At 61.9% G+C, this 16,663-nt stretch carries 11 protein-coding genes and 1 pseudogene; 5 read left to right on the top strand and 7 right to left on the bottom strand.

All coding sequences use genetic code 11. The features are described from left to right. The first annotated feature begins 69 nt into the window (after positions 1-69). Positions 70-1,503: a SpoVR family protein gene (locus NYE40_RS17945; RefSeq protein WP_028599201.1), complete on the top strand. Its 1,434-nt coding sequence runs from the start codon at positions 70-72 to the stop codon at positions 1,501-1,503. Positions 1,504-1,574: 71 nt separating this feature from the next. On the opposite strand, the gene NYE40_RS17950 is transcribed toward NYE40_RS17945, so the two are convergent. Beyond that, the gene (locus NYE40_RS17950; RefSeq protein ID WP_028599202.1) at positions 1,575-2,069 is read right to left on the bottom strand and encodes a hypothetical protein; all 495 of its coding nucleotides are present in this window, start codon (positions 2,067-2,069) and stop codon (positions 1,575-1,577) included. Between the two features lie 174 nt (positions 2,070-2,243). On the opposite strand from NYE40_RS17950, the gene NYE40_RS17955 reads away from it, so the two are divergent. Continuing rightward, positions 2,244-3,866 (top strand): stalk domain-containing protein, encoded by a 1,623-nt coding sequence (locus NYE40_RS17955; protein WP_028599203.1) that lies wholly within the window; start codon positions 2,244-2,246, stop codon positions 3,864-3,866. Positions 3,867-3,981: 115 nt separating this feature from the next. After that, entirely contained in the window at positions 3,982-4,464 is a 483-nt protein-coding gene (locus NYE40_RS17960) for a DinB family protein (protein WP_028599204.1), read from the top strand. A gap of 57 nt (positions 4,465-4,521) precedes the next feature. Here the strand turns inward: NYE40_RS17960 and NYE40_RS17965 are convergent, their stop codons facing one another. The 3 genes from NYE40_RS17965 to NYE40_RS17975 are packed head-to-tail and all read right to left on the bottom strand — an operon-like array spanning position 4,522 to position 6,292. Beyond that, positions 4,522-4,701, bottom strand: a complete 180-nt coding sequence (locus NYE40_RS17965) for a hypothetical protein (RefSeq protein ID WP_028599205.1) — start codon at positions 4,699-4,701, stop codon at positions 4,522-4,524. Continuing rightward, positions 4,698-5,462, bottom strand: coding sequence for a GNAT family N-acetyltransferase (locus NYE40_RS17970; RefSeq protein ID WP_180968389.1), 765 nt, complete (start codon positions 5,460-5,462; stop codon positions 4,698-4,700). The genes NYE40_RS17965 and NYE40_RS17970 overlap by 4 nt, the downstream gene beginning before the upstream one ends. Then, positions 5,459-6,292, bottom strand: coding sequence for an aminoglycoside phosphotransferase family protein (locus NYE40_RS17975; RefSeq protein ID WP_240479030.1), 834 nt, complete (start codon positions 6,290-6,292; stop codon positions 5,459-5,461). Before NYE40_RS17975 ends, NYE40_RS17970 begins: the two co-directional genes overlap by 4 nt. Before the next feature lie 238 nt (positions 6,293-6,530). Between NYE40_RS17975 and NYE40_RS17980 the strand changes: the two genes are divergently transcribed. Beyond that, a complete protein-coding gene (locus tag NYE40_RS17980) occupies positions 6,531-7,154 on the top strand; it encodes an FMN-dependent NADH-azoreductase (protein ID WP_028599207.1) in 624 nt (207 codons plus the stop codon). 86 nt (positions 7,155-7,240) lie between these two features. On the opposite strand, the gene NYE40_RS17985 is transcribed toward NYE40_RS17980, so the two are convergent. After that, the gene (locus tag NYE40_RS17985) at positions 7,241-8,122 is read right to left on the bottom strand and encodes an alpha/beta hydrolase (protein ID WP_028599208.1); all 882 of its coding nucleotides are present in this window, start codon (positions 8,120-8,122) and stop codon (positions 7,241-7,243) included. Between the two features lie 158 nt (positions 8,123-8,280). On the opposite strand from NYE40_RS17985, the gene NYE40_RS17990 reads away from it, so the two are divergent. Beyond that, positions 8,281-9,006: a MerR family DNA-binding transcriptional regulator gene (locus tag NYE40_RS17990; protein ID WP_307719985.1), complete on the top strand. Its 726-nt coding sequence runs from the start codon at positions 8,281-8,283 to the stop codon at positions 9,004-9,006. 50 nt (positions 9,007-9,056) lie between these two features. On the opposite strand, the pseudogene NYE40_RS17995 reads toward NYE40_RS17990, so the two are convergent. Beyond that, positions 9,057-9,220: pseudogene (locus tag NYE40_RS17995) on the bottom strand (DUF1801 domain-containing protein); the annotation flags it as partial. 173 nt (positions 9,221-9,393) lie between these two features. Further along, complete coding sequence (locus NYE40_RS18000; RefSeq protein ID WP_101808014.1) at positions 9,394-16,350, bottom strand: pullulanase; 6,957 nt, start codon at positions 16,348-16,350, stop codon at positions 9,394-9,396. Positions 16,351-16,663: the final 313 nt, after the last annotated feature.

Consider the following 16,663-nt stretch of genomic DNA (forward strand, 5'->3'; position numbering starts at 1 on the left):
CATAGTCCCGTCCACCGTCGCATAGATTGGGTATGAACCTCAACTTTCGCACGGAGGGATGGAACGGACATGACTCAGGACGAGATCCGCCAGCTGGAGCGGGCGATCGACGAGATCACGGAGATCGCGGCCGGCTTCGGCCTTGACTTTTACCCGATGCGCTACGAGATCTGCCCCGCGGACATCATCTATACGTTCGGCGCCTACGGCATGCCGACCCGCTTCTCGCACTGGAGCTTCGGCAAGTCCTTCAACAAAATGAAGCTGCAATACGATCTCGGCCTCAGCAAGATCTATGAGCTGGTCATCAACTCCAACCCCTGCTACGCCTTCCTGCTCGACGGCAACTCGCTCATCCAGAACAAGCTCATCGTCGCGCATGTGCTCGCCCACTGCGACTTTTTCAAAAACAACGCCCGCTTCCGCAATACGAACCGCGACATGGTGGAGAGCATGTCCGCTACGGCCGAGCGCGTGACGCAGTACGAGATGCTGTACGGCACGGAGACGGTCGAGGCGTTCATCGACTCGGTGCTCGCCATCCAGGAGCATATCGATCCCGCGCTCGTGAAGCCGCGCCAGCTCGACAAGTCGCTGCAGGGCGAGTTCCTGCGCCGGGAAGCCGAGGAAGCCGAAGCGCCGCCCGCGGGCGCCTACGACGACCTCTGGTCGCTCGACGAGGACGATGCCGGCGACCAGGACGTGCAGCCGGACCCCCACCGCTTCCCCCGCCAGCCGGAGAAGGATCTCGTCTGGTTCATCGAGGAGCACAGTCCGACGATGCAGGACTGGCAGCGCGACATCATGAGCATGCTGCGCGAGGAGATGCTGTATTTCTGGCCGCAGATGGAGACCAAGATCATGAACGAGGGCTGGGCCTCCTACTGGCATCAGCGCATCATCCGCGAGATGGACCTGACGAGCGAGGAGACGATCGAGTTCGCCAAGCTCAACTCCTCCGTCGTCATCCCCGGACGCGGCAGCCTCAATCCGTACTACCTGGGGCTGAAGATCTTCGAGGACATCGAGAAGCGCTGGGATGAGCCGAGCGAGGACGACCGGCGCCGCTTCGGCTACAAGCCGGGACGCGGCCGCGAGAAGATCTTCGAGGTGCGCGAGCTCGATTCCGACATCTCGTTCCTCCGCAACTACCTGACCAAGCAGCTCGTCGAGGACATGGACCTGTACATTTTCGAGAAGAAGGGCCCGGAGTGGAAAATCACCGACAAGACGTGGAAAAACGTCCGCGAGCAGCTCGTCGTCTCCCGCATCAACGGCGGCTTCCCCGTGCTCGAGGTGCTGAACGGGGACTTCAACCGCGTCGGCGAGCTGTACCTCGGGCACAAGTACGAGGGCGTCGAGCTCGACCTCAAGTACGTCGAGCGCACCTTGCCGCATGTCGTCAACCTCTGGGGCAAGGCGGTCCATCTGGAGACGGTCGTCGAGGACAAAAAAATCGTCTTCAGCTGCGACGGCAAAAAGACGAGCCGGAAATTCATCTGAATCGGAAGCGAAAGCAAGCCGCCCCGCGCGAACGGGACGGCTTGCTTGTCTGAGCAGGGAAACTCCGGACGTCAGCCGCCCGCTCTTGCTTTCATGTTCAGCCACAGCGCTTTCTGGAAAGCTTCGATCGGCCGGTCGTAGTTCAGCGGCTTTCGGATGATGCGGTTATGATAGCCGATGCGGTCAAGCGGATGGGCAAAATCATCCCGCTGGAAGAAGGAGATTTCCGTCATCGTGCCGATGACGCTGCGGCTGTTCGTTTTTGCGATGGAGAAAGTCGTGGCTTCTTCCAGGTAGAGGCTTACCGCCCGCTCCTCCAGCTTTTGCTGCAGCAGGTACTCCCGCAGCGTCTGCACGAAGGCGCTTTGCAGCTTGTCGAGCTGGCCGGCGCGGATGCCCTCGAGAAAAAGGCAGAGCAGCGTCTCGTCATTGACGAGCAGGATCTGCTTGCGGTTGTTCAGCTTGATGATGTTCGCATGCCAGCTGTACAGGCCGTCCGCCGCCTGCTCGTCCGGCTTTGCCTTCATGTCCTTCAGCAGCGACTGGGTCATTCGCAGCGTAATCATGCTTCCGTCCTCATTTCCGTTCGGCGGTTCCGATTTTACTTTCCACTATACGGCCAGCACCGCCGGCTCGTCCATCCTTCAGCCGCCATTCCTTGAAAAAAGCATTGACAAGCATTGCCGAATAGCTGTAGCATCATCCTTGTTCGTAATTTTTACATATAGGAGAGGGTTGGATTGAACAAGCTGTCCGCATTCGCGCTTTCGCTGAGCGCGCTTGCTCTATTGCTGCCTGCATCCGGCGCCATGGCGCACGGGACGGTAGAACGCATTTCGGAAAGCACCTCAGCCGAAGCCCGGCTGTTCGTGGCTGACGGCCAGAATGGCGATCTCGTCACGATCGATCTGCCGAGCGGCAAGACGGTCTCGCGGCTGTCCACGCCGGCCTCGATCATGAGCCTGAGCCTGGCGCCGGACGCCCGCCATCTGTTCGTCACGCGCGGCCGCGACACGGACAAGGATTACGTCACCGTCGTGAACACCGGCTTCGATCCGGCGACCGGCGCCGCCCGTCCTCCGATCGTCTCACGCACGTTCGAGGGCTACTCGCCCGACAGCTCGCATCCCGTGGCCGGCTTGCCGACGATCGCCAACGAATCCAAAGCGGAGCTGCTGCTGCTCAGCGGCGATCTCGACTCGCTGGACGGCGTGAGCGTACGCAAGCTCGCGCTGGCGGGCAACGCCCATTACCACTATGCCGAGGCGGGCGGCCTGCTCTACGTCGGCCATCTGCAGCAAGGCTTCGTCCAGGTGCTCGACCTCGAGAGCGGCCAGGAAAAGACGCGCATCCCCGGCTGCCCGGTGCTGCACGGAATCGCCGAGGACGAGCCGAGCGGCCGCCTGCTGTTCGGCTGCCAGAACGGCACGCTGGTCGTCGGCACGCAGGGCGCGGAGACGGCGAAGGCCGTCGCGCGCATCGACTATCCGGAGAAGCAGCGCGTCGCCGCTTTCCTGGAGGGCAAGGACCGCGTGTTCTGGGGCTACACGGAAGGCACGCTGCCGCTGCTGTACAAGCTGGACGCCAGCCGCCAGCCCTATGCGTATGAGACGGTCGCGATCGAGCCGTCGATCCGCCAGGCGGTGTCCTCGGATCAGGCGTACCTGCTGAGCCTGCGCCGATCCGGCATGCTGGAGATCCGCGACTCGGCCAGCGGCAGCCTGCTGCGCGCGACGGCGATCGGCAAAGGCTGGAGCGCCGACTTCCATGAGCATGTCGACAAGGCGGTGCTGCCGGATATCGCCACGAGCGCGCGCTACGCCTATGTCAGCCTGCCCGGCGAGGGACGGATCGCCCAGGTCGAGCTGGCCTCCGGCAAGCTCGTCCGCTACCTGGAGGTCGGCGGCGAGCCGACCCGGCTGGAGCTGCTGGAGAAAAAGGGCGGCGACGATGCGCCGTCCGCCTCCGAGCCGTCCGCTTCTCCAGCGGCAGCGGAGCCGGCGCTGAAGCGCGGCGATAAATCCGTGCCGCTGGCGGCCGCTCCGCTGATGCAGGACGATCATGCCTGGCTGCCTTTGCGCAGCACGGCCGCAGCGTTCGGCCTGCGCGTGCAGTGGCAAGCCGGCGCCGGCATCGCGGTGAGCGGGGAGGGCCTGTCCGTGCAGCTGACGATCGGCGGCCGGACGGCGAAGGCAGGCGGCAAGGCGGCGGAGCTGCATGCTCCGATCCGGCTCGTCGGCGGCTCCGCCTACATCCAGGAGCATGATCTGGAAAGCCTGCTCGGCATCCAGCTGCTCGGCGCGGGCGGCCATGCCCACGGCGAAGGGCATGAGCATGGCGAGGAGCATGACCACGCGCATTAAGCGCATAGCCTGATCGGGACGACGACGCGACATTTTCTCCCCGATTTTTACACGACTGGAGGAATTCGGCCCTCTGATGCCAAAGTAGTCGTGGAAAAAGGAGGAGGAATGAGCGATGCAGACCCGGCATGAAGTGTTGTTCAACCAGCTTGAAGCGTATCGAAGCGAGCTGCTCGAACTCGCCGAGGCGGCAGGCGAGGACGCCGCCGACCGGATCCCGGACGGATTCGCCAACAACATCCGCTGGAATCTCGGACATGTGTTCACGGACCAGTACCTGTGGATCCGGGCGCTGACGAAGGAGGAGGTCCCCCTGCCGCCAGGCTTCCCCGCTTGGTTCGGATACGGCACGAACCCGAGCCTTTTCACGGCCGAGACCCCCTCGTACGGCCAGCTGCTGGAGCTGCTGCGGCAGCAGCCGCTGCAGCTGAGGGAGCGGTACGGCGATCGGCTCGAGGAGAGCTATCCGCCGACGGAGATGGGGATGCATACGATCGAGCAAGTGCTTGTGCGCACGATCTTTCACGAAGGACTGCATATCGGAGCCGTCCAGGCGATCCGCCGCCAGCTGAACCGGCAAGCGGCCAACGCCGGCTGAACAAAAAATCCAAGGCTTATGAGAGCCTTGGATTTCTTTTTGTATCAGCGTAAGGAACTAGAGCCGATGGTTGCGCTTTTCGTCCAGGTAGATGTCCAGCGCGGCGATAGCGCGTTTCAGCAGCTTAATTAGAAGATAGAGCACGTAAAATCCAATACCAATCAATAGCAGGTAGACGATGCCAATGCCAAGGGGCAAAAAGAAGCTAAATGCGGAAAAGCCGGTAGCCGAATTCATTGCTCCTCCTCGGATTCAGCGGCATTTTTTCCTGCCGCAGATTTTGTCGGCCGTTTCAGCCGGGTCGAATAGGGCCGAAAGCCAGCGCTTCTCCAGAAAGCCATCCCTTCGGGATTGCTCTCCAAAACATCGACGGTCACTTCCGTGCCTGCAGAAGCATGGCGGTCCACATACAGCCGGACAGCCTGCTGCCCGATGCCGCTGCGCCGATGCTGCCGTTCCACGAACAGCTGCCGGATCTGGCCGTTCCCATCCTCGCTCCGCCGATGCAGCAGATAACCGGCTGTCCGCTCGTCAAGCATGATCCATTGGGCATGCCACTCCTCCGAGAGGAGCCAGCCGCGCATCCGTTCCAGCAGCTCTTCGTCGCTCATCGGGTTCGAGCTGCGCTCGTCCTCGATCAGCATCCGATTCATCTGCGCAAGTCGCGGCGCATCCTCGACGGCAGCCGGAACCAACCGCACCTGCGCGCCAGGCCCCGAGCCGTCAGCGCTAGAGACGGATTCTTCTGGTTCGTGCATCCTCTCCAGCTCTTCCTCGATCTCGCGGTTGTACGCCTCAAGCTCGGGATCATGCGTCTCGCGCTCCGCAAGCTTCGCTTCCTCCTCCATCGCCCGCTTCAGCTCGCGCTCCGCGAGCTCCTCCGGCCGCAGCAGGCCGAGCTTTTCGCGAATGGCGGTCAAATCCTCCTGAACCGACTTCGTTTTCTGGTACAGGCTGAACGTCAGCATAAGAAGCGCGATAAGCACGATTAGAATCATGTCCATCCTCCTGGCGTCGCGGCGAGCAGGCTGCGCAGCTGAGCCGCATGCCTGCCGTCGTCGCCACGGTCCATTTCCGCAGCGCGGACCGCGAAGGTCGGAACCATCCAGGCATCCGCCAGCGCCGGGTCCATCCCGGACAGCGAGAAGTACTCCTGGCGATAGTCGTGATGAAATAGCTCCCTGAGCTCGCGCCGGCGCACCCATTCCGGAGCGCCGGGCGGGAGCGACCGCCCCTGGAGCATCATCGAGCTGCGGGCTACATCCGCCGCCGGATCGCCGACAAGCGCGTTCATCCAGTCGATGATGACCGGTCCTCGCGGAGACAGAATGATATTGTCCGGATGAAAATCATAATGGCATACTCGCTCGCCTGCAGGCAGAACGTCCAGCACGGCCTGAGACGCCTGCTTTTCGCTTTCCGTGAGCCAAGGCGCCCATTGGATCATCCGCGCCATATCCGTCTTGAGCTCCGGACCGCCCTCGGCGCGGACGCCGTGCAGCTCGTTCTGCAGACGAGCCATCATCCGGGCATAGGCGGAAACGCTTGCCGCCGACGGCTCGATCGTCCATAGCATCGTCAAGCCCTCGATCCGCTCATAAATCAGTCCCGGCCGACCTTCAAACTCGACGAATCCGCCAAAAGAAGGGGCATTCAAGCCGAGCTTCTGAAAAAAGACGGCCTTGGCCGCTTCTTTCTCGGCTTCCTGACGAGCCGTCGAACCGTCATGGAATAGTTTGACGACCTCCGTTTTTCCCCAGCGGTAAATCGTCGCCGTGTTCCCCCTGCCGATCGGCTCGCCGAGGGTCGAAGCCAACCCATCCTTCAATGAACCCACCTCATTTCGATGGATCTAGCATACAGATTTTTCCTTATCGTGTAAATATGCCGACCGCCCCGGAATCGACACATTGAGATCGCTTCCAACAGGCAAGCTATCGAATCCTCAGGACCGATCCCCAGATCCTGTCCTCAGTCCTAAAAAAAGTTAGTTGCACATTTTTAGTTATCACGCTATACTGTGACTTATTCAGTCACAATTCATTTTCAAGGGAGCGATTTTTTTCATGGCAAATGTTCTATTCATCAAAGCAAACGACCGTCCTTCGGATCAGGCCGTCAGCGTTCAAATGTACGACGCCTTCCTGGACTCTTATAAGAGCACTCATGCCGGCGACACGGTGACCGAGCTTGATCTGTACACGGAGCTCCTGCCGTTCTACGGCAACACGGCGATGACCGCGATGTTCAAAGGCGCGCAAGGCATGGAGCTGACGGCCGAGGAGCAGGAAGCGGCCGATCGCGTCAACCAATACGTCAACCAGTTCCTCGAAGCCGACAAGGTCGTCATCACGGTTCCGCTGTGGAACTATGCCGCTCCGGCTCCGCTGATCAACTATGTCGCATACATCGCCCAAGCCGGCAAGACGTTCCGCTACACGGCGAACGGTCCGGAAGGCCTGGCCAAAGGCAAAAAAGTCGTGCTGCTGAGCGCGCGCGGCGGCGTGTACTCCGAAGGTCCGATGGCCGACTTCGAAGCGGCTGTCCGTCCGCTCAAAGGCGCATTCGGCCTGTTCGGAGCCGACGTGCAAGAGCTCGTCATCGAAGGCCACAACCAGTTCCGCGACCGCTCCGCCGACATTCTGCGCGAAGGTCTGGACAAAGTGAAGGCTGTCGCTTCCGACTTCTAAGAAACGGCTGCAACCACGAACGGAGGATCCCCATGCCTGGCATGGAGATCCTCCGTTTTTTTGCTATTCGGGCGACCGATGCCGGGTCATCGGGGAGCCAGAGCTTTTTCCAGCCAGGGCTTGATCAGCGGCAGCGCGGCGTCCGGCTGCATCGCTTTCACATGGTCCATATCCGCTCCCCGAAGAAGCTCCACCCGCCATCCTGCCTGCTCCATGGATCTCCGATGGCGCTCGATCGGCCCGGCGATATCGACGGTCACGCCGCCGAACCTTTCCCCGTAGGCGATCATGTCCCTTTCTCCGGCAAAGACCAGCCTCGGCATCCCCAGCTTGTCCTGGACGCGCCGATCATCGAAGTCCGCCAGGCTTTCATACAACGTCCGAAACTGCAGCGCGACCTGCGGATCGACCGTGACCGGAGCGCTGTCCCAGTCATGCTCCTCCATGGATGGCGGAGACTCTGGAGGCGGCACGGAAGCGCCAGGCCGCAGCCAGTTCTGCCGGGCCAGCTCATGCGTGCGGCGGGTCACCTCCAGCATCTCTGCATAAGGCCCGTCCAGAGGAGGGAAACCTCCCATGACGAGGCTTTCCATCCGATCGGTGCGGATCGCCACCTGCAAGCCGACCAGAGCGAGCCACGAGTACCCGTAATAACTGAAGCGCCCGACCTCCGCGGCATCCGCGATCTCCAGCATGTCCCTTGCGGCTCGCTCGGCAGTCAAGCCTTCCGGATACGGATTCGAGAAAAGATAGCTTTCATAGTCGAAATATACGACCCGAAACGATTCCGCCAGCCCTTGAACGAACCGCTCTCCAAGAAGCGGGTCGACTCCCCACTGCAAGAGCGCATCGGCCTCCTTTCCGTATACGCTCCGTTTTGCTCCCGGCAGCAGGACGACTCGTCCATCCGGCCTCCCCGCAACCCCGACATCGATCTCCCCGCGAGACAGCTTCGCCTTTCGGTCCATTCGGCATCCTTCCTTTCCTTTTCCCTCTCCTTATCAGGCTACTACATGAAGGCAAGCTTTCGGTTCGACGGGCGGAAAGCCTTGATTTGCGGGTCTCAATCCGGTTCAATGTTGTTGTAGCGCTTCAAGGTTCTACATGAAGGAGGAAAGGTGAGGCGATGCAGAAGATGCAGAAGCTCTACGCGCCTAGCCAGCTGGCCGAGCTCCTGAAGGTCAGCACGACGACGCTGCGCCGCTACGAGGATCTGGGCCTGATCCCGGATGTGCCTCGAACGGAAAGCGGACGCAGAGGCTATGCCGAGCTTCATCGGCAAGCTTTTCAGACGATCCGGGCTCTGCTGAAGGCCGGCTCGATCCCGCTCGCCTACGAAACGATGCGGCTCCTCAAGCAGGGACGAGGCGGGCAGGCGCTGTGGGGCGTCAATCGGCAGCAAGCCGATATCCAGGCGGAAAAGGAGCGGGTCGAGTCGCTCCTCGTCTGGATCCGGTCGGCTGAGTCGGATCCGCCAGAGAGAGCGGACCGCAAGAAAGGAAGGACGATCGGAGAAGCGGCGGAGCTGGCCGGCGTCCGGCCATCCGCGATCCGCCACTGGGAGAAGGAGGGGCTGATCGCCTCCGAGCGGAATCCCGCCAACGGCTACCGCCTGTTCTCGAATCGCCAGCTGCGCCGGATTCTTGTCATCAGCAGCTTGAGACAATCGGTCTATTCGATAGACAACATGAAAAAGCTGCTCGATGAGCTGGACGGCCGGCAGCTCTCCAGCGTCGAGGCTTCCTTCGAGCTCGCTCTGGAGAAGCTGAACGGTCAGCTGGAGCGGCAGTTTCAAGCGATCGCGGAGCTGATGGCTTATCGGAAGCAGCTCATAAAAGCCAGCCTTGAATGAACCGGCGTGGGCGAAAAGGTGACGGGGTTGGTTAAAGGCCCCTGCACCGATTCGTGACCGGAGGCGTACTTGTAAGGATAGGGGAGCCGAAGCCGATGATGCTCGGCCTCCACATCCTCGCCTCCTGTCCGGTCGTTCCCGTGAACAGGTCCAGCAGCCGATAGGCATCTTCGCGCTTCTGCGGGTTGTCTACGCTCTCGATGAAATCCAGCATGCTCGCTTCGGACTGCTTCGTCTTTCAGCTCGTAAGCCATGCGGAGACGCGCCGCTTGTGTGCTTCTCTCCCTGGAAGGCGAAAATCAGCCTGTACCTGAAGACCGAAAAAGGACTGCCCCGTAAGGGCAGTCCTTTTTGCATGCAGCATGCTGCTGGAGTCGCCTCGGCTCGCTACAGCCCGAGACGATCCGCCAGATTGAGGATCGCTTGCGCGCTGTCCGCGCGGCTTGCGGAAGCCGCCGGCGCGAAGCTGCCGTCGGCGCGGCCTTTGAGCAGGCCGAGCGCCAGCGCGTCCTGCACGTCCTTGGCCGCCCATGCGGATACGCGGTCGAGATCGCGGACAGCAGCCGCTTGAGCGGCAGCTGCGGCATCCGCCGCTTGCGCGCGGTAGGCACGGACCAGCATCAGCGCCATCTCCTCGCGGGTAATCGCCGCGTGCGGCTGGAACGTTCCGTCTCCTTTGCCGGTGACGATGCCGTGATGGCGAGCCGCCTCGACGGCGGAGGCGTACCAGGCGCCGGACGGAACGTCGTTGAACGCGCTGCCCGCTGCCGGCGCGTCCAGTCGGAGCGCTCTCGCCAGCATCGCGGCGAACTCGGCGCGGGTGACGGCTTTGGCCGGCGTGAACGTCGTGGAGCTCGTGCCGGCGACGATCTGCTTCGCCGACAGCCGCTTCACGGCCGCTTCGGCCCAGTGGCCGGACAGATCGGCGAACGTCTTGTCGACTTCAAGCGCCGCATAGCGGCTGAAGTGGCTTACGCTGGCCGTCAGACGTCCATCCGCCAGCTTGCCGCCGACGTATTCCGGCTGCTCGCCGGACAGGTAGTAGATGCCGGCCAGCTGCAAGCTCACGCCGGAGTCCAGCGCGAACGTCAGCTGGACCGGAGCTTCGAAGCGATCAAGCGAGTAGGCTTGGCCTGCCTTCGTCACGACGGCGAGGCTCAGCTCCACCAGCTTGCTGCCGAGCTTGACTTCGGCATCCAGCTTCGTCGCCGCTTGATCCGCGGCCGCTACGGCTGCCGCTGCATCCAGATCGGCGGCCTGGAAGCGGAGGTACGCGCCTTCCGACTCGCCTGCCGGCATCAGCTTGGCGAGCTGCGCCAGCAGAGCTGACGGCAGCTGCACCGTCAGTCCCTCGCGCTTCAGCTCCAGCGGCTTCGAGCCCAGAATCGTGCTCGCGTCAAGCGGCAGGCGGACTTCCGCGATCCCAGCTTCAAGCGTGATGGAAGCCGAGGCTTTGAGCGCATCCGCGGTCAGCTCGACCACGTTCTCCGGCTTGGCAGGAGAGGAGCTCGGCGCCGGAGTCGGAGTGACCGGCGACGGTGTCGACGGGTTCTCCGGCGTCGGCGACGGGTTCTCCGGCGTCGGCGACGGGTTCTCCGGTGTCGGCGACGGATTCTCCGGCGTCGGCGTCGGGGTTGCCGGCGTCGGCGTCGGGTTCTCCGGTGTCGGCGTCGGGGTTGCCGGTGTCGGCGTCGGGGTTGCCGGTGTCGGCGTCGGGGTTGCCGGTGTCGGCGTCGGGTTCTCCGGTGTCGGCGTCGGGGTTGCCGGCGTCGGCGTCGGATTCTCCGGTGTCGGCGTCGGCGTCGTTTTCACGCTCGCCAGCACGACCGTGCCTCCATCCGCCATCGCTGGCAGCGAGAACGACACCTTGCCGTCGGCAGAGACCGCGTAGGTCTTGCCGCCATACAGATCCTTTACGCTGCTGCCTGCCGCGAACGGCACGGCCAGAGTCACTTCCTGCGCGGCGGTCTTGACTCCGAGCGCCGTCACGAGCTGCTCGCCTTCATAGCGGTTGAGGAAGGCCATGTAGCCTTTCTCATTGGAAGCCTCCAGGCTGACCCGCTCGCCTTTGGCGTACACTTTCGAATAGTCGGCGCGGATGCCGAGCAGCTTTTGGTAATGCGCCAGCAGCTTGGACTCGGACTCCAGCTTGTCCCACGGCATGTCGCCGCGGTTCTCGCTGAACTCGCCATTCTCGAACTTGCCGCCGCTCTTGCCGGAGCGGCCGAGCTCCTCGCCATAGTAGACGACCGGCTGGCCCTTGGCCGTAATCTGCATGGCCGCGGCAGCCATCAGCTTGGCCTTGTCGCCGCCGACATACTCGCTCAGGAAGCCGTCCTCGTCATGGCTGCTCAGGAACTGCCCCATGACGCGCGTATTGTCCAGCTTGGCGGCGCGCTCCGTCAGATAAGCGTCTGCCGCCTCTACGTTGCCTTCGACAAAGGCCTTGGCCTGGCCCTTGAACCCGAAGTCGAGCAGGCTGTCCATCTGGCCGCTCTGCAGCGTGCCGCCGTCGCTGTCGACGGTCGCGCCGAAGTATTCGCCGATCAGCTTGAAGTTCGGATCGATGCGCGTCAGCTCGTTCTTGAACGCTTTCCACGTCGTGTCCTCGACATGCTTGACCGTATCGACGCGGAAGTAGTCGATCGTATCGCCGCGATCGCTCTTCGCGCGCTCCAGCCAGTCGGTCTGCCAGCGGATGACCTGGCTGCGGACATCCGGATTTTCCGTCAAGAAGTCCGGCAAGCCGGCCAGCTCGCCCTTGATCGCATCCGTATCGGCGGAGAGGCCGTCCGTGCGAAGCATGCCCGCGAAGCGATCCTTGTCTGCCTGCGTCACGCCAGGGTACTGATCTCCGGGCTTCATGCCGTAGCCCGTATGGTTGAGCACGACGTCGACCATGATCTTGATGCCGCGGTCATGAGCCTCGTCGATGAGCTGCTTGAACGTGTCCAGATCGCCGAGATGCTCGTCGAGCTTGGCGAAGTCCTTGGCCCAGTAGCCATGGTAGCCGTACTGCTCGCCGCCGAAGTCGGTGCCTTTGTTGAAGTCGATGTTGTCCACGATCGGGGTGATCCACAGCGTATTGACGCCAAGATCCTCGATGTAGTCGAGCTTGTCGATCAATCCCTGGAAGTCGCCACCATGATACGCCTCCAGATGGTTCTTGTTCACGTTGAAGTTATTCGTCTCGTCGCCGTCCGCGAAGCGGTCGGTCAGCACGAAGTAGATGCGGGACTCGTCGAAGTCGAAGTCCAGCTTGCCGCCGGCCGTGCTCTTCGCTTGCACCGTCAGCTCGGCGCTGCCATGGTGGCGGTTGCCGTACGAATCGACGAGCGTAATCGGGATTGTCTTCTCTCCCGCAGGCACCGAGTCCTTGACGGCGACCGTCTGCTGCATGAGCTCCGTGTCCAGCTTCACCTTGGCCGGTCCGCCAAGCGCCGTCAGATCCAGATAAGCTTCCTTGAATGCAACTTCTTCGGAAGCTTCCGCTTCCACTTCCAGCACGGCGTGCTGGCCTGCAGCGATCGCTGCTGGGGATGCCGATGCGGAGATGGCTACATCCGGCCTTACATAAGTGACGGTCGACTTTCCATCCACCGTGTTTTTCGGATCGGTGATCTCGGCCGTCTGGCCGTTCTTCGTCACCGCGAACGAATACTCATGCGTGCCCGGCTCGATGCCGCTCAGCACGTAGCGGAACAGCTCCTGCTCCGGCACATACGTCATCGCATGCTCCTGTCCGCCGATGAGGAGCTTCACGCCCTCGATCTCATTCATGCGGTTCGTGCGGAACAGCGCATCGTCCCGATAGCGGAACGTGATCGTTCCGTCGTCGAGCGTCGGACCGGTCAGGCTCGGCTTGATGTCGAGCTCGCGGACCATGCTCGTCACGTTGACCTTCGTAAAGGCCTCGCCCGGAACGAGCGGGATGATGCGGTCATCCGGAATATCCTGCTTCGCCGTATTCCAATCGGTGCCTTTGCGAAGCACGAAGCCGACGCTGGTCGCTTGCGGCGCGACCTCGATGAGCACCGAAGCGATGCCGTTGTCGAACGTCTGGAAATCGATTTGGTCGTTCTTGACACCCGTATTCCATACCCACATATTCCAGTCCTTGTAGCTCTTGTCCGGACGGATATAGTTGACCTGCACGTAGCGCTTCTCCGTCGGAGGAGCCGTCTTGCCCTCCGTGCGGATGATGACCGCGGTCAGCGGCTGCAGCGTGATCGAGCCGGACTCGAGCGAGAAGCCGCTCGGAGCGGATACGCCCGCCGCCAACGCTTCGTCGTCGTCCGCGACGACCAGACCGCCGGTCAGGTCTTCGGAGAGCGTCAGCTTCCGGGACTTGCTGTCGGCGTTGACGAACACATAGAAGTCGTCCTTGCCGTCGGAGGACTGGCTCTTGTACGCGATGACCAGATCCTGCGCGTTCACTTCCGGAACCTGGAGCAGCGTCACGTTGCGATCCACCAGGGCCTTGTCGCCGAGGCGGAACGCGTCGCTCGACTGGCGCAGATCGATGAGGCCTTTCGTATACTCGACGGTCTTGACGTTCTCGCCGTAGACGTTCGCATCCGTTGTCTTCGCCCAGTCGAACTTGTTGATCGCGTCGGAGGAGTCATAGGAGTCATGGACGAAATAGCCGAACGTAACGCCTTTTTCATCCTTGAGCTCATGGTACTTCTGCTCCGGCACCCCTTCGCCGAGCCACTGCTTCGTGCGGCCGTATTCCTGACCGGCATGCAGGAACGCAGTCCCTTGAGACGTGAGCGTCAGCAGGTTGCCGAGACGGACGCGCTTCAGAATTTCCTGATTGTTCTCGGGAACGGAAGGATCCTTCTTGATCGCCTGCGCCACGATGTCGTACAGCGGCAGGTTGTCATGCGCCTCGACGTACTGCACCATGTCGCCGGGATCGTCCTGCTTCGTGTTGCCGGCCTGAGCCTTGATATTGTTGAAAATGACGCTGATGTCCCGCGCCCCGCCCGTGATGAAGCGCGGCTCGCCTTCGCTGCCGAAGCCGGACTTCAGCTCGTTGCGGAACTCGTCGGAGAAGACGCCGACATCGTCGGTCTTGTCCATCCAGTCCTGATCGGCGCCGTGGCCCGCCAGGTAAGGATCTGCCTGATGGCCGGCGAACGTGCGCCAGCCTTCGCCGATGAACAGCGCCTGCGGGTTGATCGCCGCGGCCGCGTCGTAAGCGTTCTGGATCGACTCATAGGTCGCGTCGCCCATCATGTCGAAGCGCATGCCGTCGATCTTGTATTCATCGAACCAATATTTCACCGAGTCGACCATGAGCTTCTCGGCCATCTTGCGGTTCGTCGCCAGGTTGTTGCCGAACCCGCCGAGGAAGTTGCCGTTCGGTCCTTGGAACGCATAGTAGTTCGGAACGATGTCGTTCAGGAAGTCCGCCTTGGCCATATGCGTGTAGACGACGTCCAGGATGACGCCCATGCCGGCGTCGTGGATCGCGTCGATCATCGCCTTCAGCTCGCGGACGCGCAGCTCCGGATCGGCCGGATTCTCGGAGTATGCTCCGTCCGGAGAGAAGTAGCTGTGCGGATCATAGCCCCAGTTGTACTCATTGTTCATCGCCGAGTAGGCGAGCTCGCGCTCCTTCATTGCCGCCTCGTCGCCGTAGTACCAGGCCATCACCGGCAGCAGCTGCACATGGGTCACGCCGAGCGACTTGATGTAGTCGACCTTCTGCTTGAAGGCGTCGAACGTGCCCCAGGTCGCTTCGTGGAGGTCGCTCTCGACCGACGGATCGGACGTGAAGTCGCGGACGTGGATCTCCCAGATGACCGCGTCCTCTCGCTTCTCGTAGCCGTCGATGTCGGCGAAGCCGTAGCCTTCCGGATCGGTGCCGGCCAGATCGACGATCGCCGCCTTGCCGACCGCGTCGCCGTCCGCTCCCGTCTCGCCCTTCGTATTGACGTGGAACTCGGCCATCGACTTGGCGTACGGGTCGAGCACGCGCTTCGTCACGCCGCCATTGGTCACTTCATATTGGTAGAAATAGTTCTTGAAATCCGTCACGCCGAGATCGTTCGGCTGGAGCTGGATCGACCAGACGCCGCGCTCGCCTTGGTCGAGCGGCAGGGAGCCGACCTTGACGGTCGCGTCGTCCTTGTCGTAGACGTTGACTGTGACGCTTGACGCCTTTGGCGCCCACAGCTTGAGCGTCGCTCCGCCGGCGGCATAGGTCGCGCCGAGATCGCTGCCGTCGTAGGCGTACAGCTCGTCCATCATGCGCCAGCCGGCAGCGGCGGCGACGGTCTTGCCCTCGTAGGTCAGCTGCAGCGGCGCTTGGGCGTCGGAGAAATCCGCCTGGATGCGGATCGACGTCGCGCTGTCGATCTCGACGGAAGCGATCGAAAGCTGCGCTCCGCTCTTGTCCTTGAGCTGCAGCGCCTCCTTGAGCGCCGCCGTATCCAGACCTGTCGTCAGCGTGAAGTCCGCATGAATGCGGCCACCGGCGAGCAGCTGAGCGGACAGGAGCGCAGGCGCTCCTTCGTTCACCGGCAGCTCGCCGAACGGAGAGATATACACCTTGTCGTCGCCCTGCTTCACGAACAGATGCTTGTAGCTGCTCACGTAGGCGAACTTCTTGTCGCCGCCGTCCTTGCCGGCGTCGCCCTTGGATGGATCAAGCAGCAGAAAGCCGATTTCCTGGGCGTTTTCCTTGAGCTTCAGATCTACGAATCCGCCATAGGCGTCCTCGCCGGAGAACATCGCCGCATCGGTCGGCCATGTGGACGGAGGAGCCGCGACCTCTCCCCACGACCATACGCCGTATTTGGCATGCTCGCCATCGGAGCGCTGATAATGCACGCGCACCGTATCGGCCGGCAGCTCGACCGGCTCGAAGCTATGTACCGCATCTGAGCCTTGCTTCAGCCACACCTCGTTCATCGCCGGCGAGGCCAGCGAGAACTTCTTGTCGCCGGCGTCCTTGTCGCCGTTGGCCGGCTTCATGACGACGAGGCCGACGTTCTTGGCGTCCGCCTTCAGCGGAATATCGACGTACGCTCCGTATCCGTCGGCCTGTCCGGCCGGGAAAGGCGTGCCGCCGTTCGGCCAGTTCGAAGACGGCTGGGCGACGTCCTCGAATTGCCATAGCCCCCAGCCCTCATAGTTGCCGTCCGTACGTTGGTAATGGACGCGCAGATGGCCATCCGCCACCGGCGGCGCCGTTTCCGCCTGCACGGCTGCGTTTTCGCCAGCCGCCGCGTCCGCGTTCGCCTGCACGGGCAAAGCCCCGGCGAACAGCGACAGCAGCAGCGCGAAAATGGCGGTGATGGAAGCGAAACGCTTCGTCGTAGCGCTCATGATCATGTTCAACTAGACCCTCCTCTGAATGAATGACTCCTAAGACAATGATCGTTAAGCAAACGTTTGCATAAGGGTGGAAAAAGATACCCGCTCGTCCAAGGAACGAAGGCAATCCACGGGACGGCAAGCACCAGGATAAATATAAAGCGCTTTCACAGAAAACGTTTGCACAACCTATTCTAGGGATGAAAAGCAAGATCGTCAACTTTAAAATTTCCTCCAAAGCAAAGCGATCCTATCGCGCGAATCGAGAACGAGTCATATCCCGTCATCAGATGACGATGATGAACTTATGCGGAAGCTCGCGGGCATGACC

Origin of the sequence: Paenibacillus sp. FSL W8-1187 (assembly GCF_037965485.1) — a bacterium.
Classification (GTDB): domain Bacteria; phylum Bacillota; class Bacilli; order Paenibacillales; family Paenibacillaceae; genus Paenibacillus_O; species Paenibacillus_O pasadenensis.